This is a genomic window from Pseudomonas sp. TWR1-1-4 (assembly GCF_049897165.1).
Taxonomy (GTDB): Bacteria; Pseudomonadota; Gammaproteobacteria; order Pseudomonadales; family Pseudomonadaceae; genus Aquipseudomonas; species Aquipseudomonas canadensis.
The window spans coordinates 301,270-321,393 of the sequence record NZ_JAFCVS010000003.1; the positions used below are offsets into that span (position 1 = coordinate 301,270).

Here is a 20,124-nt window from a genome sequence, read left to right on the forward strand (position 1 = left end):
CGCGCGGGGAATTTCATGCTGGAGGCTCACTTCAAAGGAGACTCGGCATGAAACGGTTAGTGAGTTGGATCTACGCCCCTGCATTCCTGCTGGGGTTTCTCGGTTACGGGCTTTGGCAGCCGGACAGCTTGATTCTGCTGTTCGTGATTGCGGTCGTGGTGTCATTCCTGGCAGAACAATGGTTGCCCTATGAACCGCAGTGGAATCGCAGTCTGGGCGATCGTCGGCGCGATACGTTGCATGCCCTGGTCAACGAAAGCCTGAACGCTGTGGGCTTGTTGATCCTGCCAGGGCTCACGGCGTTAGTGGCGTTTGAGGGCATTTGGCCGCGTGGCTGGCCATTGTGGGAGCAACTGCTGATGGCCATTGTGCTGGCCGATGCCGGCATCACCTTGATGCATTACGCCAGCCATCGCGTCCGGCCGCTGTGGCGACTGCATGCGGTGCATCACAGCGTGCAGCGGCTCTATGGTTTCAACGGGTTGATGAAGCATCCGTTGCACCAGGTGCTGGAAGCCACGGCCGGTTTGCTACCGTTGATCCTGCTGGGCATTCCCTTGGACGTGGCCCAGTTGCTGGCGTTGGCCATTGCCCTGCAATTGCTGCTGCAGCACTCCAATGTGGACATGCGCCTGGGGCCGTTGCGCTGGGTGTTCGCCTGGGCACCGGTGCATCGCTTTCACCATATGAAATATGGCCGCGCCGGGGATGTGAATTTCGGTTTGTTCTTCAACCTGTGGGATTGGCTGCTGGGCACGGCGTATTACCGCGAACGCTATCGCATGGGGCCGGGGGATCTGGGGATTGGCAGTCGTCCGGACTTTCCGGTGGACTATGGGGCGCAGTTGCGTGATCCCTTCAAGGCGGTTGGCTTCAGCAAGGAGCCGTCACTGCCGGACGATTTACGTTAACAGTTGAACATCCAGCTGGCGCAATGAGGCGGCTGCCGTGACGCCAAACAGCTGCTTCATGGTTCGCGAAAAATGCGCCGAATCGGCAAACCCCGCACCGTGAGCCGCATCGGTCAGCGTGCCACCGGCAAGCGCCAGTTGCAGGGCGATGCGCAATCGTCGCCACAGCACCAAACGACGCACAGGTAAACCCAGTTGATGGGCGAACAGTCGCTCCAGTTGGCTCAATGACAGGTGCGCGGCTTGGGCCAGGGCCTGGGCTGATACTTTGCCGTCGAGTTGTTGATCCAGTGCGGTGAGGGCGCGCTCCAGACGTGGATCATCCAGGCTGCGCCGAGGGAGTCGGCGCAATGCCTCCAGGGACAGGTCCTGGTGCAGCAAAGGGGCGAGATCAAACACGGCCGGTTCGGCGTACAGCACCGAGACCTCACCTTGAGTCTCAAGAATGGCGTGGGTTTGTCGCGACGGGATAAACAGGCGATGGGCCGTGGTGACCTGGCCATCGAGGCTGATCGTGATCGGTGAACCTTTGGAGGCCATCAACTGATGGGCGTAGTGCGCATGGGGCGCGGTGCGCCCCAGCTCGCCGAGGATCAGGCCGTAGTCACGGCCCAACCATAGGCGGCCTGACCATTCGGCCTTCACTCAGTACTTATAGTCGTGCAGCAGGTCCTGCACGCTGGAGGACGGCCAGCGCTTGTAGAACTTCAGCAGTTCGGCGGCGCGGTTGGTGAAGATGCCATCCACGCCGGCCTTCATCACTTTGTCGAAGTCCACCGGCTCGTCCACGGTGTAGACGTGCACCAGCAGGCCCTTGTCGTGGGTCAGCTTGTTCATTTCCGGTTTGACCAGGTCCGAATAGCTCTGGTCGCCGTGGTCTGTCAGCTCAGCCGAGGGACCGGTGCCGATGGCGCCGAGGCTCTTGGCTTCGTCGACCCACTTTTCGAACTCGGCCGCGTCTTTCGGCTCTTGCTTGGCGTAGTAGGCGGCCTTGGTGGTTTCGCCGGATTCAGCAAATGTCTGCTTGTTCTTCGGCTCGATGCTGCCTTCACCCACCCACAGCAACAGGATCTTCGGGGTGTTGGGCATTTCTTTCTGCAGCTCTTTCAGGCTCGCCACTTCGAAAGTTTGCAGCACCACGCGACCCTTGCCCTGGCCGACGCCGGTGTTGCTCTTGCCCAGCTTGGAGCCGGCGGAGCTCAGCCAGCCTTTGTCGAGCAGCTTGTTCTTGAGGTCAGCTTCGATGCCCGGGAATTGCTTGGGCTCCTTGGTTTCGATGTACAGGCCGGGTTTGTGCTGTGGGTTGCCTTCGGCGATCTTGATGATGTCGTCCAGGCTCTGGATTTTCAGGCCGACGAAACCTGGACGTGCGCGGTCCGGGTAGGCGGCGTTGAACCAGCTGCCGGCGTCGAGGGTTTGCAGTTCTTTCCAGGTGAACTCGTTGGCCGGGGCGTCCTTGCGATCAGGGAACTTGGTGGCCACGTCGGTGGTGCGCTGCAGGTTGTTGTCGTGCAGGGCGAACAGCACGCCGTCCTTGCTGCGCTGCAGGTCCATTTCCAGGTAGTCGGCACCCAGGTCGCGGGCGATCTTGTAGGCGGCAGCGGTGGACTCCGGTGCATCGTAGGACGCACCACGGTGGGCGATCACGGCCGGGTACGGAATGCCTTCATTGGTTGCCAATTCAGCCGGGCTGATCGGATCGGCAGCCTGCGCTTGGCCAAGGCCGAGCATCAGAGCGAGCAGCAGGGCGCTCTTGGTAAACGTGACAGGCATATGCGAAGTCCTTTCGTGGAGGTAGCTTTGAGAAGGCCTCCTTTTTAACAATTGATTGCGAAAGGCGCTATCACCAAACCGACATTAACGTGCGCAGGCTTCAATTTTCTCGGATTTTTTGCCTGGCATTGCAGTATTCTTGCCCGAAGCTGCCCCATTAGAGGGCGGTACTTTCCGCCACGCGTGTAAACCATCTTTCCAGTCCCTGTGGGACTTTTCAGTGAGGTTTACCATGCGCATCACCTCCGAGCTTATCTGCCAGGCCGCCGACCAACTCCACGGTTTTGTTGGCCTCAACCGCAAGACAGGCCAGTACATCGTGCGTTTCAGCGAAGACTCCTTCGGCATGGACGTGGCCGATGACGGCATCATTCCCACCGCCGAATTCGTCTGGCTACCGGCCCCGGAGCAGACCATGACGCTGTCCCGCGAGCGCATCCAGTTGCTGCTGGACCAGAACATCGACGAGCGCATCAACATCACCGAGCCGTTGCGGGTGTATATGCGCCGGGTGGAGATTGCGCAGATCAGTGCGTTGCGCAGTCTGGTGAGCTAGCTCGCTTCAAAACTGTAGGCCCGTTCGACTTTGCATACCCGGGTCTGGAAGGCCGAGTACCAAGTGGCGCGCCCCTGTTCGCGCACCGCCTGGTGCTCGGCCTGCTGCTTCCAGGCCAGGATGGCCGCTTCACTTTCCCAGTACGACACGGTGATGCCCAGGCCGTCTTCCCGTGCGGACTCCACGCCGATGAATCCCGGTTGTTCACGCGCCAGTTCCAGCATGCGGCTGGCCGCCTGGCCGTAGCCTTGATCGCCTTCGGTGCGCAACGAGCTGAAGATCACCGCATAGTAGGGCGGCGCAGGTGTGCGGGCGATCATGCGGACACCGCCTGACAAGCTTTGAGCAGGGCCATCGCCAAGGGCGGGGTAATACCTTGCAGCGCGGCGCGTTCGGGTTGGAAGAGGGTGGCGACGAAGAACGGGTGGTCGAGCAGTTCCACCGCGCGCAGGTCGCCGGTCGAATCATGGCCGCTGGGGATCAGGTCGCCTTCGAGCAAGGCATCGAGGAACTCGGGGTTCACGCCGTAACGGCAGCGATAACCTTCCTGCACATCCAGGGTGTCATAGGCCTCGGCGATCCGGGTGTAGGGCGCCAGGCGCACGCTGTCGGTGGCCTCCACCAGGGCACAGCTCAGTGGCGCGATCACGACGCGCTTGGCCTGCGGCGCGAGTTCGCCATGCTCGGCATCCTTCCAGCCCAGGACATTGCGTGCGTATTCCAGCACGGCATGCTGAAAACCGCCGCACGTGCCGAGGAACGGTCGGCGTTGCTCGCGGGCAAACCGGATCGCCCGCATTGCGCCGTCAGTGTCGCGGTAAGGGCTGGCGGGGACGCACCAGAAACCGTCGAATTCATGCAGTGATTGGGGCAGGTTATCGGTGTCGAGCCACTGCACGTGAACCCCCAGGCCGAGGGTCTCGGCCGCCTGTTGCAGCGCCACGGGGATGGCCTGGTGGGCGATGACATCGGGGTTGTAATCGCCGATCAGGGCGAGGTGCAGAGGCGTGGTTTTCATCGTGTACATCCCATGGCTTGTGGTGTCCTGAGGCGCACTATAGATTGGCGTTCACGCAATCAATATTGGCGTTTTAGCACATGCTCAATGCAGTCACGCACTATTCAATTGACTACCCCGACTTATCGCTGATCCTCGCCCTGGTGCGCGGCGGCACACTCGCACGGGCGGCCGCGTTGTTGCGGGTGGACGTGTCCACGGTGTTCCGCGCGGTGCGGCGCCTGGAGGCGGCGCTGGGCCAGACGTTGTTCGAAAAAAGCCGCGCCGGCTACCTGCCCACCAGCCTGGCGAGCAACCTGGCGCAGCAGGCGGAACGCGCCGAGCAAGCGCTGGAGGCCGCGCGCATTGGTGTGGAGCAAGGTGGTGAGGTGATCAGCGGCACGGTGCGCCTGACCTGTACCGATTCTGTGCTGCAAGGCTTGCTGTTGCCGGCCCTGGCGCAATTCATGCCGCAGTACCCGGCGTTGATCCTGGAACTGAGTACATCGAATGACTTCGCCAACCTGAGCCGCCGCGACGCGGATATCGCGCTGCGCCTGACTCGCACGCCGCCGGAGCATCTAGTGGGCCGGCGCCTGGGCAATGTGGCGTATCGGGTGTGCGCCAGTCCGGGTTTCGCCCAACAACACGAAGGTCGCGAGCTGGCAGACTTGCCATGGATCGCCCCGGATGACTTCCTGCCCGACCACCCCACGGTAGCCTGGCGCCGCGAGCACCTGCCCGGCGTGCGTCCCAGCTATCGCTGCAACAGCATGTTGTCGGTGACCGAACTGGTGCGTGCAGGGTTGGGGGTGGCGGCGTTGCCGGACTTTCTAGTCGGGGACCGCCTGCAACCACTGGGCCCCGCATTGGCGGGGTACGACACGGCGTTATGGTTGCTCACGCGCCCCGATTGTCGGGCGCTGCGCTCGGTGGTGACACTGTTTGACGAGCTGGGGCGACACCTGCGGTTGCCTTAGGTTTTTCGCACAAAATGCTCGTGCATTTCGCTAGTCAGGCTTTCGATATGCTCTGTCAGTTGCTTGGTCATTTCCGTCAGTCGGGTGTTCTGCTCCAGCAGCTCCAGCAACTGTTTGGTGGTCTGCGCGGCCTGGGCCTGGCGCTCGGTGTTGGCAATCGCCAGCGCTTCGCGGTGCTGGGCGTCGGCGTCTGACTGCGCTTTGTCGCGAGCGGCCTGACGCGTCTGGGCCAGCAGGATCAGCGGCGCGGCATAGGCCGATTGCAGGCTGAAGGCCAGGTTGAGCAGGATAAACGGGTACACGTCGAAATGCGTGACGCCGGTCATGTTCAGCACCACCCACAACACGACGATGGCGGTTTGCGCGCCGAGGAAGGTGGGCGTGCCGAAGAAACGGGCGAACGCTTCGGCCTTGAGGGCAAAGGTGTCATTGCCGAAGGTTGGCGCCAAGTGGGCATGGGGACGATGGAAGCGCAGGTGGTCGACGGCGGCGGTTTCGGTCTTTTCTGGGGTCATGGCGGGCTCGGATCGTTTGCTTGAAGACAAGCAAGCACTATAGACCGAGCCCCCAGCGCCCCGTATGAAGATCGGGTCAGTTGCCACCGCGCTCATTGGCGAATGCACTCACCGCCTGCACGGCCTCGCTGGTGCCTTCGCGGATCTGCAGGATTACCGTGCCGGCGCGGTTTGCCAGGTCGACCCCTTGCGCGGCGCGGTCGCGGGTGCCGTCCATACTGTGGATGGCCTGGCGGGTCTCCTCCTGAATCATCGCGATCATGCTGGAAATTTCCGCCGTTGAACCGCTGGTGCGGGCCGCCAATTGCCGTACTTCATCGGCCACCACGGCAAACCCGCGACCTTGCTCGCCGGCACGCGCCGCCTCGATGGCGGCGTTGAGGGCCAGCAGGTTGGTCTGGTCGGCGATGCCGCGAATGGTATTGACGATGGCGGTGATCTGCTGCGAGCGCTCGCCCAGCTTGGCAATCAGCTGTGAGGAACCGTCGATGTCCGCCGCAATGTCGTGCATGCCACTGGCGGTTTGCTGGATCACTTCGGCGCCTTTTTCGGCGATGTCCCGGGTGTTCAGGGAGATGTGGTACGCCTGGGCCGCGCTGGCGGCGTCGGCGGTATGTTGTTGCACCATGGCGGTCACGTCCGAGGCGAACTTCACCACTTTGCACAGGCGTCCGCCGGCGTCGTACACCGGGTTGTAGTTCGCTTCGAGCCACACGGCCTGACCGTTCTTATCCACCCGTTCGAACTGGCCGCTGAACATTTCGCCCTGGTTCAGGCGCTTCCAGAAGTCGCTGTAGGTCGAGCTGCTGGCCACGGCCGCGCTGCAGAACATGCGGTGATGCTGGCCCTGGATCTGCGCCAGGGTGTAACCCATGCGCTGCAGGAAGTTGGCGTTGGCCGTGATAATGGTGCCGTCGAGGTTGAACTCGATCACTGCCATGGCGCGGCCGATGGCGGCCAGTTTGGCATTGGCTTCGCTTTCGGCCTGCAGGCGCGGCGTGACGTCCATGGCGTACTTCACCACTTTGATGACTTGACCTGCTTCGTCACGCACCGGGTTGTAGCTGGCCTCCAGCCAAACCGACTGGCCATCGCCCGCCACCCGTTCAAAGGTGCCGGACTGGAACTGGCCATTACGCAGGTTCGACCACAGCTGGTTGTACTCGGCGCTGCGGGCGAATGCGGGGGTGCAGAACATACGGTGGGACTGGCTCTCGATCTGCTCGGCGCGGTAGCCCATGGTCTGGAGGAAGTTGGCATTGGCTCGCAGCACAGTGCCGGACAGGTCGAATTCGATCACCGCCATGGAGCGCTCGATGGCATCCAGCAGGCTGGCCTGTTGGGCGACGGTGTGTTGCAGGGCGTTGATGGTTTTTTTATGGGCTTTAAATAGCATGTTCGGGGGCTCGGGCAAGCAAGCTTCTGGGTTTCCTTGGATATGCGCCTGCCCCCGTAAGGCATTCGCTATACGGTTGACTTGCTCATTGTCAGCTTCCTTGTACCGACAGCGGGGGTGGAACAACGGGTTCAGAGTGATCAGCCTGGCAAGAAGTTCGCCTCAGGGGCAGGACCTTTTTTGGGTAGCCGACAAGTGGTGGCATTATGCTTTCTCTTGGCGTGCACGCATGAGGATTCAGACGAGGACTCGTAGGACAACCTCAGGCGGAATGAGCGATCACTGCTTCGCTGATGTTGACCCGGTTACGCCCGGTGTCCTTGGCGGCATACAGCGCGCGATCCGCCGCATTCAGCCACATGGCGGCGTCGGTAAAGAAGGGCTGGAAATCAGCCAGGCCGATGCTCAGGCTCACGCGCAATTCAGGGATCTGCGGGTTGCGGTAATTGCTGAAGGTCTCGCGCATGCGTTCCATCACCTGTGCCGCCTCTTCCAGCGGAACTTGCGGAAGAATCACACAGAATTCATCGCCACCGTAACGCCCGGCCAGGTCATTTTCACGCAAGTTGCGTCGCAACTCCAGGCTCAGTTGACGCAGGACCGCGTCGCCGACGATGTGGCCGTGGGTGTCGTTGATCTGCTTGAAGTGATCGATATCGATCAACGCGATGGTGGCATGGCTTTGCTGCTGTTGGCACTTATGAAATTTAAGGTGCAGCAAGTCTTTCCATGAGCCGTGGTTCAGCAGACCGGTGAGGCTGTCGGTTCGGCTGAGGGCGCTGAGTGCGCGTTTGTGTTCCGACAACTTAATCGCCAACTGATAGCAAACCGTGCCGATGGCCATGGGGTAGAGCGTCAGCATCGGCAGGCAGGTGTAGACCTGTGTGAGGCTGACGTTGGGGTTGAATTTGATGCCGAAAAGCGCACAGGCGACCCCGACACCGGCCACTTGCGCCAGCAGCCCACGCAGGAACAGCCGCTTGCCGCCCGCCGCCACGTTGTTCATGGTCATCATGGAAAGGATGGTAACGGTTGTCAGTGGTGTGAACTGCGTGGCGGCGGCCCAGAACCCGCCGAACAATGAGTCGTACAGCAGGTTGCGTTGCTCAGCCTGGTAGGGGAATTGCGAGCGCGCTGAGAGTTGGTAGGCCACATGTGCCCAGGCGAAACCGTTGAACAACAGGAATGCCCAGACCCACCCCGGCATTGCGAGCGGATAAAGAGCGCCTGTGACACTGATGCAGCCGATGCCCAAGCCGATAATCCTTGGCTTGTAGATACGTCTGGCAAATGAAAGCCCTTTGCCTCGTCTGTTTTCCATAAATTCCTGGAGCCGTTTTTTCTGCAGGTGCGGCAAAGTGCGTCAGCGGGTTGAACCGTTGATCGGATAATAATTGTGAATATTGTCAGTTATTCGCGTGGGAATAATCAGTGTCCTTCCAAGCCATTTGCTCAGGACAGCGTGCGAATACGTCAAAAACGACCTGGAATGTCGTTCACACAACAGGTTTTTACGGCTGCCGGGGCGACGTGACTTCGTAGCCGGCCAGGAACAGGTCGATAGCCGATTCGATCACACTGGCCTGACTGGCGGCGTCCAGGACTGGTTGGCCCAGGGTAATCTGCGGCCAGAATGCAAACGCCTTGAGCAGGCTCTGGATCTGGTGGGCGGCAAATGCCGGGTCGCTGCAATTGAGCCGGCCATCGTCCTGGGCGGCGCGTACCCATTGGGTAAAACCTTCTTCGCGCTTGCTCAGGCGGGTGACCATGTCTTGCGCGCGCTCCGGCGAATGGATGGTGGCGGCGATGGCAACCCGGGCCAGGTCGAGGAAATTGGCATCCGCCATCATCTTCATTTTCGCTTCCAGCAAGCCGCGCAATTGTTCGCGCAGCGGGCGGTCGCTGGCGTAGCTGACGTCGAGCTGCGCAACGCTGCTGGCCCAGAGTTGATGGAGAATTTCGGCGAACAACTCTTCTTTGCTGGGGAAGTGGTTGTACACCGTGCGCTTGGAAACGCCGGCGGTGGCGGCGATCTTGTCCATGCTGGTCACCTCGAAACCGTTTTCGCGAAATTCAGCGATGGCCGCGGCCACGATGGCTTCGCGTTTACGGTCGGTAAGGCGTTGAGGGGCAGTCATGGAGGGCGCTCGGTTCGTCAAGGAAAGTTACACTCTGTAGTTTACTTGCTGTGTATTTTGTTGCAATCTTGAAACTACACTGTGCAGTGTAATTCAAGAGCGGTCTGTAGGAGTCACCTGTAAATGGCCACGATTTCGTCCCGCGTTGATTCTTCGCCGGCAGCGCCCAAGCAAGACCAAGGGCACTTCAGCAACGATGCACCCGTGCAGCAGGGTGGCTTCGGCAAGACCTTGCGTATTTTTTGGAACATGCTGTTCAACAAGCCGCGCACCACGCGGCCGGTAGGACAGATTCCGGTGCAGCCGCTGACCCGCGAGCAGTTGCTGGCGGCGCCGGATCACAGCGTATTCCGTCTCGGGCATTCCACCGTTTTACTGAAAATGCGCGGCAAATTCTGGGTGACCGACCCGGTGTTCGCCGAGCGTGCGTCGCCGTTCAGTTGGGCCGGCCCCAAGCGTTTCCACCAACCGCCCATCAGTCTTGAAGAGCTGCCGCCGTTAGAAGCGGTGATTCTTTCCCACAACCATTACGACCACCTGGACCGCAAGGCTGTCGTCCAATTGGCCGATAAGACCCGCTACTTTCTCGCGCCGCTGGGCGTCGGGGATATTCTGGTGAAATGGGGCGTGGACGCCAGCAAAGTGCGGCAACTGGATTGGTGGCAGGGCACCGAAGTGGATGGCATCCGGTTTGTCGCCACACCAGCGCAGCATTTTTCCGGGCGGGGCCTGTTTGATGCCAACCAGACCTTGTGGTGTTCCTGGGTGATGCTCGATGGTGCTCGACGGATTTTTTTCAGCGGCGATACCGGTTACTTCGACGGTTTTAAACGTATCGGCGAACAGTACGGCCCGTTTGACCTGACGCTGATGGAAACGGGTGCTTACAACGTCGATTGGCCGCACGTGCACATGCAACCTGAGCAAACCCTGCAAGCGCATATCGACCTCAAAGGCCGCTGGTTGCTGCCGATTCACAACGGCACCTTCGACTTGGCGTTCCATGCATGGCATGAACCGTTCGACCGCATTATGGCCCTGGCCTGGGAGCGTAACGTGTTTATCACCACACCGCAGATGGGGCAGGCGTTCAGCTTGCACCAGCCTGACCGAGGGTATGCGTGGTGGCTGGAGGTAGAAACCCAAGGTGCAGAGGAGCGCCTCGCCAACTGAAGTAAGAGGCGTCGGAAAAAGGAGTTTTCAAGCTGTTTCAGAGCTGCGACAGACGCCAGCCAAGGGTGCGATGATCCCCGGAAAGTCATTTCTCGGGGGCGGATTTTATGGACGGTAGATGTCAGAAATATTGGCATGCAGGTATGACTTGCCCGACGGGCCAACCTGCTCCTGTTCTCGCTGAACGTTCAGGCCTGGCGACGATAGCCAACAATCATGCGAGCCCTAAAGGAATCGATTTCGGCGTCGAGCCCCTGGCTCGTGAAAACCCTGGGCGAAGCGTCCCCGTTCCAGGGTATGACGTTCCGAGTCTTCCCCTGAAACCTTTGCGGGACCCATCGCTTTCATTGATTGCGTTGAGTGGAGTCGATCCTTCCGGGCCGGTGATGGTTGAAGTCCCCCTAGTAGAAAACAATACGGCCTTCACGGCGGATCACGCGCTGGGCGGCAGGCGCGTGGGGTTTGCCGAGCGGTTTGTAGATGACCACGAACATGAGCGGATCGAGCACAACTCATCCTTCCTGAGAGCCTTGGACATATTGCGTCGATCCGGAGCTGAGTTGATACCGGTGGCTGCCCACCGGGCCAATCACACCCTTCACACCCGCAACGAAATCGATGAGCTGGTGCGTGCATTCCGACTGGATGCCCTGGTATCCGACAGCCGCAGCAGCGCCTTCCACAGCGCGTGCTGGAGCGGCTATCCAGGGTTTGGCACGCCGCTCGAGGGTGGTGCGACGCTGTGGTTCTACGGTGCGCGATGGGCGAAGGATTGGCTGCCGGCTTTGGTGCAGGGGTATCAAAACGGACGCCGACTGATGGACCGGCAGGACGAGCCACCCGCAGCGCTGAACTATCCCACACGGTGAGTCGCCCGCGTCGCGCAGCCAATGAGGAGTGGAGTTTTTAGACTGGCCACGGATCAACATTGGTCCTTCTTCATCTCTTACTCCTCAAGAGGTCTTATGTTAGGCATCGCATCTGTAGGGATCGCATATGGCATGGGCTCCATGGTCCGGCAAGTCGTACAGTCCTTCGCTGGAGGCTACTTACCCGTTGCTTCAAAACCCTTGCCCGCCGGTACTGAGTACCTCAGTGTCAACGAGCTAAGCAGGCAAATGGCCCTCCCGGGCGGGCTTACTTCGGCCGATCTGGTCACTCATCTGCAGGAGCGGATTCGCAGGCTGGATCCGCAACTGAGCGCTGTCATTGAGCTCAACCCCAAGGCGCTTGAAACCGCACGTGAGCTGGACCGTGAACGGGCCAGCGGCAACGTGCGCGGGCCGCTGCATGGCATTCCCATCTTGCTCAAGGACACGATCGAAACCGAAGGTATGCAAACCAGCGCAGGCGCGTTTGGGTTGGTCGGTGCAACGGCCGGTAAGAACGCCCCGTTGGTGGACTATCTGATCAAGCAGGGCGCAGTGATCCTCGGTAAAACCAATATGACTGAAATGGCTGGGTTCCGTGGGGGGGCCGATGGCTGGAGTAGTCGAGGCGGGCAAACCCGTAACCCTCATCAAGCGGATGCCGACGTGGGAGGTTCCAGTTCCGGTTCCGCCGCAGCGGTTGCTGCTGGCTTCGCGCCTTTGGCGGTGGGTGCGGAAACCAATGGCTCGATCATTGTGCCGGCAGCACGCAACGGTATTGTCGGGTTCAAGCCTACTGTCGGGCTGCTGGACCGTAACGGGATTATTCCGGCGAGCCATCACCAGGACACACCGGGCCCGATGACGCGTTCGGTGTTTGATGCTGCGTTGATGCTCAATGCCATGTCAGGCAGTGATCCTAAGGACCCGGCAAGTGTAGGAGCGCCCCAAGGTATCGATTACACGCAGTTGCTGGTACCAGGGGCCTTGAAAGGCAAGCGTATCGGCTACCCTGCCACGTTCTCCAAAGATGGCGAAACCCTGTCAGTGGAGAACAGCCCGCAGTTCAATCGGACACTGGACGTGCTTCGCGAGCAAGGCGCGGTGTTGGTGCCGGTCAACCTGCGCCTGGCCGATACCTCACGCTACGACGAACTGTTGCTCTCGGATGTGAAGGAAGAGCTGAACACCTACCTGGGCAAGCGCTCGGGGTTGCCGGTCAGGTCGCTGACTGAACTGATCCGGTTCAACGATTTACGTGACGGCAGTGAGACGGATCATCAACCTATGCTAAAGGAGATCGGCGCCTCAACGCTGACGCCAGAGGAACGCAAGCCACTGTGGGACGCGCTGATCCAGGATTTCAGAAGCACGATCGATGGCCCGATCAAGGCAGAAAACCTGGACGCGATGGTGTCGGATTTCGACACCAACAGTTACTTCGGTGTCGCAGCGGCCGGCTATCCGGGAATTGCCGTACCGTCTGGCGTCGATGAGGAGGGCCTACCCACCAGTGCCCACTTCTTCGGTACCCAATGGGCCGAACCCATCTTGCTGGCAGTGGCCCATGGGTATGAGCAGGCAGCTCAGGTAGCGGTTAAACCGGAACTTTGACGCCGTAACGTGCCGCTGGGGAGCGATGTGACAGGTTGGGCCCCAGGGCCAGGCGTGCTGTTTCATAGGCATCCCAGTCCAGGCGGTCGGGCAATGAGGGGATTGTCACCTTCTCACCCTGGGCAAGGCCTGCCAGCGCGGCATCCACCAGATTTTCCGTGGTCATGACGATGGTGTCGGGGAGGTTGTTCACTGGTAGTCCCGCGACATTCCAGAACTCGGTGGCGGTGGCGCCGGGCAGCACCACTTGAACACTGACACCTTTGTCGCTCAGTTCATGGTCGAGGGATTCGCTGAACGCCTGCACAAAGGCCTTGGTGCCGCTGTACACACCATTCAACAACTTAGGCGCGAGCGCGACGATTGAGCCGATGTTGATCAGGGTGCCACGACCCTGGGCAACGAAATTGGTCGCGGCAGCTTTTGCCAGGCGAGTGAGCGCGAGGACATTGAGCAAGATCATGGCGTCCATCTTGTCCGCGTCCGAGGCCAGCAGTGACGCCGTTGCACCGACGCCGGCGTTGTTCACCAGCAGGCTGATGCGGCTGTCTTCAAGCAAAATCTGTTCAATGCGCGACAGGTCGGCAGGCAAGTTGAGGTCGGCCGCCACCGTCTGGATGTCCCGTTGGGTCTCGGCTTTCAGTCGGGCCGCGAGTTGGTCCAGTCGTTGCTGGTTGCGTGCCACCAGAATCAGGTCGTAACCCTGGTTAGCCAGGCGGTCGGCATACACAGCGCCAATCCCGGACGAAGCGCCAGTGATCAGGGCGAAACCTTTGGATTGAGTCATTGCAGTTGCTCCAGAAGGGCCGGGGAAGGGCGGCCTTGTTGGAACCAAGATTATGGGTGTAATGTATTGGCTGCAATGTCGTATATCCCTCCTTTTGGGACGTGAGGTCTCGCCATGGTATCTATTGGTATTCTGCTGTTTCCCGGGTTCCAGATGCTCAGCCTGGGCACCAGTACCGTGTTCGAATTTACCAACTTTGAGTTGGACCAGCCGTTTTATCGCGTGGACCTGTTATCGGAACACGGTGGGCCAATCAAAAGCTCCATGGGCTTCGCCATCGATACCGTGCCCTTCGGCCAACAGCACTACGACACATTGCTGGTGGTGGGAGACAACGAATTGCTGAAAGCCACGCCCGGGATGCTGACCTACTTGCAGCAAGCCATGTTTACCTCGCGTCGCGTGACATCGGCCTGCACCGGCTCCTTTTATCTGGCCGCCGCGGGGTTGCTGGAGGGCCGCAAAGCGACGACCCATTGGTACCACGCCCACACGTTTCGCCAGGCCTACCCGAATGTACGGCTGGAGGAAGACCGGATCTTCACCGTCGATGGTCCGCTCTGGACCTCCGCCGGCCTGACCGCCGCCCTCGACCTGGCCCTGGCACTGGTCGAGCATGACCTGGGTGTTGAGGTTGCACGCGCAGTGGCGCGTAAATTGGTGGTCTACCATCGCCGCGCAGGTGGCCAGTCGCAATTCTCCGCACTGCTGGAAATCGCCCCCAAATCCGACCGCGTGCAAACCGCATTGGTCTACGCCCGACAACACTTGCAGGCCGATCTCTCAGTAGAGCAGTTGGCTGAAGTCGCCCACTTGAGCCCACGCCAATTCAGCCGATTGTTCCGTGCCGAAACCGGCCAGTCACCCGCCAAGGCTATCGAGCGGTTGCGCATCGAGGCAGCCCGCCTGTTGCTTGAGTCTGGCGATCACTCCATCGATATCATCGCCCGCGAGACCGGCTTCGGCGACCCGGAGCGCATGCGCCGCGCCTTCCTAAGGGCCTTTGGCCAACCGCCGCAAATGATGCGTCGGGCGCTGCAACTGCAGGCTTGAAGCTCTATGTACCGCTAGGTTCAAGTGGTGCCGACGTTGCCCCTATCAAGCGAGAGAGGATGCCTTGCGCCACAGGCTCCGGTTCTTCGGTGTCGAACCGGCGCACACTCATCCCCCATCCCGGCGCAAACCCTGGGAAGAACACCAACCCTTCAGCTTCCAACCGAAACGCCAAGGCCAGGCGGGTTTCATCACCCACGTCATATTGGTTTTCAAACTGTTGAACCGCCTCAACCGCCACTCCGGCCTGGTGAGCCAGGTCTTCCCGGCTCCAGCCCAAGATCGCGCGGGCCTGCACGCTGTGCTTGGCGGTGAATTGATGCAGGACGATCTGCTGTTCTACGAAAGAGCTCATTGCCAGAGAGGACATGGGTTTTCTCCAGGTTCGACGGGGGAGGGCAAACTATACTGTGTTTTTGTACAGTTGTTTTGACCGCTCATCAACTGGATTCTCGAACATCCTCTATTCCACCCCTGGCGCCTCCCGAATGATCAGGTGGTCGAGGTTCTCGATGTTCGCGCTGAATACCCCAAACGTCTGCTCGGGATTCCTTTTGCTCGGCACCTGTTGCAGCTTCGGCGTCACCCCGTAGAAGAAGCAGTACAACGCTCGCTCACTGTCTACTGCTGCCTTGATCTGCTCTAAAAACGCTTTGCGCTTGCGATAGTTCTCTATGAGCTTTTTGCTCAGGTAGACGTTGACCGAGTAGGGCTTCTTGTCGAGCCACACTTTCTTTTCGAAATCGATGCGAAAGCTACTGGTGTAGTCTTTGATTTCTTTGATCTTGCCCCAGTAGATCAGGCCCTTGTTGTCTTGCAGGTATTCGATCTTCTTGAAAAACGTCCAGTAGCTCGCGGTGTGGTCACCGATCTTCAACGGCATGGACTTGAGCTTGTCCTTGTCGTCGATGTTGGACACGAAACATTCCACCGGGTGGGCGAACACGCTGGTTTTGTCTGGAGTGCTGTCGTTGGGGCTATGAGATACAGAGCTCCGGTTTGAAGGCACTTTCAGTGGATCGTATGGGACGTTTCCCTCTTTACTCACAACTGGTGTCTTGCGTTCGTACTGACGACGGGTGAGGACAAACTCCGATGGGAAATTGTCCTCACGCTCGTCGTCATTTTCATCTGTCGCGGTTTTATGGCTACTGGTGTAACGACAACCCTCTATATGCCGGGTGCTGGTCTTGTTCTTGAAATGCGGCGTGCGCAGGTAATTGACGTTTTTGGCGTTGAAGGTGCTCAGTGCGTTGCTGGTATCAAACGCCGCACGACATTCATCATTTGGGCAGAGGAAGCTGTCCTTGTCTGAGTCGAAGTCGGTTGTTTCGTCGAAATTCAGGTCTCGTACGTCGTAGATCGACAACTTGTCATCGAGACTCAGGCTGTAGGCCGTGTCGAATTTCATCGGGCTCGGGTCCGTGAGAAGTTTCGCTATTAATAGCGGGATCCAGCGCAAATATCAGCAAGAACCTGCAACCCTTCGCCCGCTCAAGAAACACAGCGTTCCACCGACCGCAGTCAGTGCCCCCAATGCATAGAACATGCTGGCCGGCGCCGCATTGATCAGCAGATAGCCGCAAATCACCGGGCTCATCGCCCCTCCAAACGCGGCCAGGTTCTGCGCGCCGTAGTAACTGCCGCGCAGTGCATCCGGCGCGATGGTGTCGATAAACAGGAACTCGGAGGGGTAGATGATCATCTCGCCGAGGGTGAATACGAACATCGCCAGGCACCAGGTGAGCAGGCTGTCCGCGAGGCTGAAACCGATCAGTCCGGCGATGAACAGCAGCGTGCCGAGCACAATCCAGTAGCGCAGTTGTTCACGCTTCAGAAAGCGGCCGATCTGGTACTGCATCAGAATTACGGTAATGGCATTGCACGCCAGCACCGCAGACAGAATCTTCAGCGCCTCTGCGGGTTTGTAGGCCACCAGCAAGAACTGCGACAGATACAGGGTGTAGCGCCCATGGACAATGGTGCTCAGCAAGCTGCCGCTGGTGAACAGGATGAGTGTGCGGTCGCTGCGCAACGTGCGCAGGGTGGTGAGAAAACTCAAGGGCTTGTTGCTGTCATCCCGTTGGGTGGGCGGAATGCCGATCATCAGGAACAGGCTGCCAAAGGCGATCGCACTGGCAATCAGGAACGGTGCCAGTTGCATGTGGCCGGCGATCACCACGCCGACCATCGGGCCTGTGGCGTAGCCGACGTTGGTCAGGGTGTAGCGCAGGGAAAACACCTTGGCACGGTCACCCACCGGCAGGTTCTCGCTGATTATGGCTTTTGAGCCAATCAGGAACAGCGCCGACGCCGCTTCGGTGATGACCAGAGTCAGGGTGGTGAGGTAGAGGTTGCTGGCAAAAGTCAGCAACAGAAAACCGATGGAGCTGGAGAGCATGGCCAGGATCAGCAGCTTGCGCTTTTCCAGGCGGTCGATGATGTAGCCGCCGTACAGGCCCAGCAAGGTCGCGATAAAGACGGCAATGCCCATCAGCAGGCCGATGTCCTGCTGGTTCAGGCCAAGGCGGGTACTCAGCAACAGGGCCAGCAACGGGCTGGTCATGGCGCGGCTGACCACGATGGTCACCGAGCAGATCATCAGGCGGCGGATTACCAGGGAGTAGGTGGCCACGGTGGGGCAGATGTCCTTATTCGATCAAGTGCACACATTCCGTGTAGGAGCCGGCTTGCCGGCGATGGCGTCCGTAAGCTCGCTATCGGCGGCAAGCCGGCTCCTACAAGGTTGTGGGTTACTGGCCGGCGTTGATGGAGATTTTTTCTACGGCGCCTTGCTCCAGGTCCCACTTTTTCAGGATCTTGCCGTAGGTGCCGTCATCAATCATGCCCTGCAACGCTTCACTGATCGCCGTGACCAATTCCGTGTTGCTCTTCTCAATCCCAAGCCCCGTGAATTGCTTGGAAATCGCCAGGCCCACCGGCTTGTACTTGCCCTTGTCCAGCGACATCAAGTAGGGAATGGTCTCGCTGCCCTGCATCGCGGCATCCAGGCGATTCTGCTGCAACTGCGCCCGCGCATCCGCCGAACCTTCGGTGCCGATCACCACGATCGCCGGCTTACCCGCCGCCTCGCAGTTTTCCTTGCTCCATGCGGCAATTTCCGACGGCCAGGTGGTACGGCGGCTGGTGCCGACTTTTTTACCGCACAGGTCAGTCAATTCCTTGAGGTCTTCACGCTTGGCCAGTGTGTAGAGCTGCGGGCCGCTGGTGAAGTAGTCGATGAAGGTCACGGCCTTCTGGCGTTCGGCGGTGTCGGACATGCCCGACAGCACGATGTCCACGCGCTTGGTGGTCAAGCCGCTGAGCATCTGCTCGAAGCCGGTCTCCTGCCATTTGATCTTCACGCCCAGGCGCTCGGCCAGGGCGTTGCCCAGGTCAAAGTCCAGGCCGGTGATCTTGTTGGTGGCCGGGTCCTTGAAATCCATCGGCGGATAGTTCGGCACGATGGCCGCGCTGATCTCGCCCTTGTCCTTGATTGCCGCCGGCAATGCCGCGAAAACAGCGGAGGAGGCCATCAGGCCTGCAAGCAACGTTGGGATAAACAATTTTTTCATGGGGGCGTTCTCGTTTGTTTTTTAGTTAAGTGCGAACGGCAGAAATAAAGCTTTGGGTACGCGGGTTTTGTGGGCTTATTAGAATTTCTTCCGGGCTGCCGGCTTCCACAATCTGGCCGGCATCCATAAACACCATGCGGTTGGAGACTTCGCGGGCAAAGCCCAACTCATGGGTGACCACGATCATGGTCATGCCGGTGGTGGCCAGGTCGCGCATCACCGACAGCACTTCGCCTACCAGCTCCGGGTCGAGGGCTGACGTGGGTTCGTCGAATAACATCAACTTGGGGCGCATGGCCAACGCGCGGGCAATCGCTACACGCTGTTGCTGGCCGCCGGACAATTCCACTGGGTAAGCATTGCGCTTGTCCGCCAGGCCGACGCGGGCCAGCAGTTCTAACGCATCTTCGATAGCTTCCTTGGGCGAGCGCTTGAGCACCTGGCAGGGGCCTTCGATGATGTTCTGCAACACGGTCATGTGCGGGAACAAATTGAAGCGCTGGAACACCATGCCGGTGGCCAGGCGCTGGCGGGCGATCTGCGATTCGTTCATCTCATGCAGCTTGTTGCCGACGACGCGGTAACCCACCAGTTCGCCGTCGACCCACAGCCCGCCCTTGTCGATTTTTTCCAGTTGGTTGACGCAACGCAGCAGGGTGCTTTTACCAGACCCCGACGGGCCGATGATGCACATGACTTCGCCTTGCTCGACCTCGATATTGATGTCGCGCAGCGCGTGATACTGGTCGTAATACTTGTTCAGGTTGACGGCCTTGACGATGCTTCTCATGGGGCAAATCTCCTCAACCCAGACTTACGAACGCTTGCCGGCGCCGCGGGCAAAACGACGCTCGAGGCGGCTTTGACCAAATGAAAGAACAGTCACCACCGCCAGGTACCAGATGCCGGCCACGATCAGCAGCTCCATGACCCGCGCGTTGGCGTAGTAGATGTTTTGCGCGTTGTGCAGCAGCTCCGAGTACTGGATCACACTGGCCAGGCTGGTCATTTTCACCATGCTGATAAACTCGTTGCCTACAGGCGGGATAATTACTCGCATCGCCTGCGGAAGAATGATCCTACGCAGCGCCTGCAGGCTCGGCATGCCGATGGACTTGGCGGCTTCATACTGGCCGGTATCGACCGACAACAGGCCGGCGCGCACCACCTCGGCGGTGTAGGCGCCCTGGTTGATGCTCAAACCGAGCAGGGCGGCCACGAACGGCGTCATCAGGTCGACGGTGTCCATGCTGAACAGGCCGGGAATCGCGATCACTGGGAAAATCAACGCCAGGTTGAACCAGAGCAGCAGTTGCAAAATCAGCGGCGTGCCGCGAAACAGCCAGGTGTAGGTGATGGCCACATAACGCAGGATCGGGTTGGCCGACATGCGCATGATCGCCGTGATCACCCCGATCACCACGCCCAGCACCATCGCCAGGATCGACATGACGATGGTGTTCACCAAGCCCCAGAGGATGGCCTCAGACGTGAGGAACTGCCCGATGTAGGACCATTCGATCTGGCCGTTGGCAAACGCACGCAACAGCGCGGCCAACACGATCACGATCAAGGTGGCAAAAAACATCCGCCCGTAATAACGACGCGGCACGTGTTCGTACTGCGTGATATCGAACTGGTTCTCGGACAACTTGCGCTCGGCTTCCAAGCGCTCTGCCGGGGTTTGGTTCATGGTGAATCTCCAAAACTTACAACGCTCTAACTACTGTACGCGGTCCAAATGTGGGAGCTGGCTTGCCTGCGAAGACGCCAGCCCGAACACCGCA

General features: G+C 59.7%; 22 protein-coding genes and 1 pseudogene. 7 read left to right on the forward strand and 16 right to left on the reverse strand.

What is annotated here, in order from left to right:
- The first annotated feature begins 47 nt into the window (after positions 1-47).
- Positions 48-911: a sterol desaturase family protein gene (locus ACP7C6_RS09770; RefSeq protein WP_308907933.1), complete on the forward strand. Its 864-nt coding sequence runs from the start codon at positions 48-50 to the stop codon at positions 909-911.
- On the opposite strand, the gene ACP7C6_RS09775 is transcribed toward ACP7C6_RS09770, so the two are convergent.
- Positions 903-1,556, reverse strand: coding sequence for a helix-turn-helix domain-containing protein (locus ACP7C6_RS09775; protein WP_068932327.1), 654 nt, complete (start codon positions 1,554-1,556; stop codon positions 903-905). The two genes, ACP7C6_RS09770 and ACP7C6_RS09775, sit on opposite strands and share 9 nt — an antisense overlap.
- On the reverse strand, positions 1,557-2,684 hold the full coding sequence (locus ACP7C6_RS09780) for a glycerophosphodiester phosphodiesterase family protein (RefSeq protein WP_028617645.1): 1,128 nt from the start codon (positions 2,682-2,684) through the stop codon (positions 1,557-1,559).
- A 232-nt stretch (positions 2,685-2,916) separates the two neighbouring features.
- On the opposite strand from ACP7C6_RS09780, the gene ACP7C6_RS09785 reads away from it, so the two are divergent.
- Positions 2,917-3,240 (forward strand): DUF2025 family protein, encoded by a 324-nt coding sequence (locus tag ACP7C6_RS09785; protein WP_028617644.1) that lies wholly within the window; start codon positions 2,917-2,919, stop codon positions 3,238-3,240.
- Here the strand turns inward: ACP7C6_RS09785 and ACP7C6_RS09790 are convergent.
- Positions 3,237-3,560, reverse strand: coding sequence for an antibiotic biosynthesis monooxygenase family protein (locus ACP7C6_RS09790; protein ID WP_068932324.1), 324 nt, complete (start codon positions 3,558-3,560; stop codon positions 3,237-3,239). The genes ACP7C6_RS09785 and ACP7C6_RS09790 overlap by 4 nt on opposite strands.
- Positions 3,557-4,258: a CTP synthase C-terminal region-related (seleno)protein gene (locus ACP7C6_RS09795; RefSeq protein WP_311893419.1), complete on the reverse strand. Its 702-nt coding sequence runs from the start codon at positions 4,256-4,258 to the stop codon at positions 3,557-3,559. Before ACP7C6_RS09795 ends, ACP7C6_RS09790 begins: the two co-directional genes overlap by 4 nt.
- An 80-nt stretch (positions 4,259-4,338) precedes the next feature.
- Between ACP7C6_RS09795 and ACP7C6_RS09800 the strand changes: the two genes are divergently transcribed.
- Entirely contained in the window at positions 4,339-5,217 is an 879-nt protein-coding gene (locus tag ACP7C6_RS09800; RefSeq protein WP_426108658.1) for a LysR family transcriptional regulator, read from the forward strand.
- Here ACP7C6_RS09800 and ACP7C6_RS09805 read toward each other — a convergent pair.
- The 5 genes and pseudogenes from ACP7C6_RS09805 to ACP7C6_RS09825 form a co-directional block, all read right to left on the reverse strand.
- Positions 5,214-5,732 carry a DUF1003 domain-containing protein gene (locus tag ACP7C6_RS09805; RefSeq protein ID WP_028617640.1) on the reverse strand — a complete coding sequence of 173 codons (519 nt, stop codon included), beginning with the start codon at positions 5,730-5,732 and terminating at the stop codon, positions 5,214-5,216. The genes ACP7C6_RS09800 and ACP7C6_RS09805 overlap by 4 nt on opposite strands.
- A 76-nt stretch (positions 5,733-5,808) precedes the next feature.
- Positions 5,809-6,360: a methyl-accepting chemotaxis protein gene (locus ACP7C6_RS09810; RefSeq protein WP_426108782.1), complete on the reverse strand. Its 552-nt coding sequence runs from the start codon at positions 6,358-6,360 to the stop codon at positions 5,809-5,811.
- Positions 6,361-7,128: pseudogene (locus tag ACP7C6_RS09815) on the reverse strand (PAS domain-containing protein); the annotation flags it as partial.
- Between the two features lie 262 nt (positions 7,129-7,390).
- Positions 7,391-8,449, reverse strand: a complete 1,059-nt coding sequence (locus tag ACP7C6_RS09820; protein WP_068932318.1) for a diguanylate cyclase — start codon at positions 8,447-8,449, stop codon at positions 7,391-7,393.
- 190 nt (positions 8,450-8,639) lie between these two features.
- Positions 8,640-9,266, reverse strand: a complete 627-nt coding sequence (locus ACP7C6_RS09825) for a TetR/AcrR family transcriptional regulator (protein ID WP_068932317.1) — start codon at positions 9,264-9,266, stop codon at positions 8,640-8,642.
- Between the two features lie 123 nt (positions 9,267-9,389).
- Between ACP7C6_RS09825 and ACP7C6_RS09830 the strand changes: the two genes are divergently transcribed.
- The 3 genes from ACP7C6_RS09830 to ACP7C6_RS09840 all read left to right on the forward strand — a co-directional run bounded on the left by ACP7C6_RS09830 (position 9,390) and on the right by ACP7C6_RS09840 (position 12,922).
- Positions 9,390-10,439, forward strand: a complete 1,050-nt coding sequence (locus tag ACP7C6_RS09830; protein WP_028617636.1) for an MBL fold metallo-hydrolase — start codon at positions 9,390-9,392, stop codon at positions 10,437-10,439.
- Positions 10,440-11,008: 569 nt separating this feature from the next.
- Complete coding sequence (locus tag ACP7C6_RS09835; RefSeq protein WP_240040354.1) at positions 11,009-11,308, forward strand: hypothetical protein; 300 nt, start codon at positions 11,009-11,011, stop codon at positions 11,306-11,308.
- A gap of 249 nt (positions 11,309-11,557) precedes the next feature.
- The gene (locus ACP7C6_RS09840; RefSeq protein ID WP_426108659.1) at positions 11,558-12,922 is read left to right on the forward strand and encodes an amidase family protein; all 1,365 of its coding nucleotides are present in this window, start codon (positions 11,558-11,560) and stop codon (positions 12,920-12,922) included.
- Here the strand turns inward: ACP7C6_RS09840 and ACP7C6_RS09845 are convergent.
- Complete coding sequence (locus ACP7C6_RS09845) at positions 12,906-13,709, reverse strand: SDR family NAD(P)-dependent oxidoreductase (protein ID WP_028617633.1); 804 nt, start codon at positions 13,707-13,709, stop codon at positions 12,906-12,908. The two genes, ACP7C6_RS09840 and ACP7C6_RS09845, sit on opposite strands and share 17 nt — an antisense overlap.
- A gap of 114 nt (positions 13,710-13,823) precedes the next feature.
- Here ACP7C6_RS09845 and ACP7C6_RS09850 point away from each other — a divergent pair, with 114 nt between their 5' ends.
- Entirely contained in the window at positions 13,824-14,762 is a 939-nt protein-coding gene (locus ACP7C6_RS09850) for a GlxA family transcriptional regulator (RefSeq protein ID WP_426108660.1), read from the forward strand.
- Between the two features lie 4 nt (positions 14,763-14,766).
- Here ACP7C6_RS09850 and ACP7C6_RS09855 read toward each other — a convergent pair whose 3' ends face one another.
- The 6 genes from ACP7C6_RS09855 to ACP7C6_RS09880 form a co-directional block, all read right to left on the reverse strand.
- The gene (locus ACP7C6_RS09855) at positions 14,767-15,132 is read right to left on the reverse strand and encodes a helix-turn-helix domain-containing protein (RefSeq protein ID WP_028617631.1); all 366 of its coding nucleotides are present in this window, start codon (positions 15,130-15,132) and stop codon (positions 14,767-14,769) included.
- Positions 15,133-15,225: 93 nt separating this feature from the next.
- Positions 15,226-16,173 (reverse strand): hypothetical protein, encoded by a 948-nt coding sequence (locus tag ACP7C6_RS09860; RefSeq protein WP_353632238.1) that lies wholly within the window; start codon positions 16,171-16,173, stop codon positions 15,226-15,228.
- A gap of 54 nt (positions 16,174-16,227) precedes the next feature.
- Entirely contained in the window at positions 16,228-17,397 is a 1,170-nt protein-coding gene (locus ACP7C6_RS09865) for an MFS transporter (protein WP_028617629.1), read from the reverse strand.
- A gap of 118 nt (positions 17,398-17,515) precedes the next feature.
- Positions 17,516-18,337, reverse strand: a complete 822-nt coding sequence (locus tag ACP7C6_RS09870) for an ABC transporter substrate-binding protein (RefSeq protein ID WP_421557354.1) — start codon at positions 18,335-18,337, stop codon at positions 17,516-17,518.
- Positions 18,338-18,362: 25 nt separating this feature from the next.
- A complete protein-coding gene (locus ACP7C6_RS09875) occupies positions 18,363-19,127 on the reverse strand; it encodes an amino acid ABC transporter ATP-binding protein (RefSeq protein WP_010208290.1) in 765 nt (254 codons plus the stop codon).
- Between the two features lie 24 nt (positions 19,128-19,151).
- The gene (locus tag ACP7C6_RS09880; protein WP_426108661.1) at positions 19,152-20,030 is read right to left on the reverse strand and encodes an amino acid ABC transporter permease; all 879 of its coding nucleotides are present in this window, start codon (positions 20,028-20,030) and stop codon (positions 19,152-19,154) included.
- Positions 20,031-20,124 lie beyond the last annotated feature (94 nt).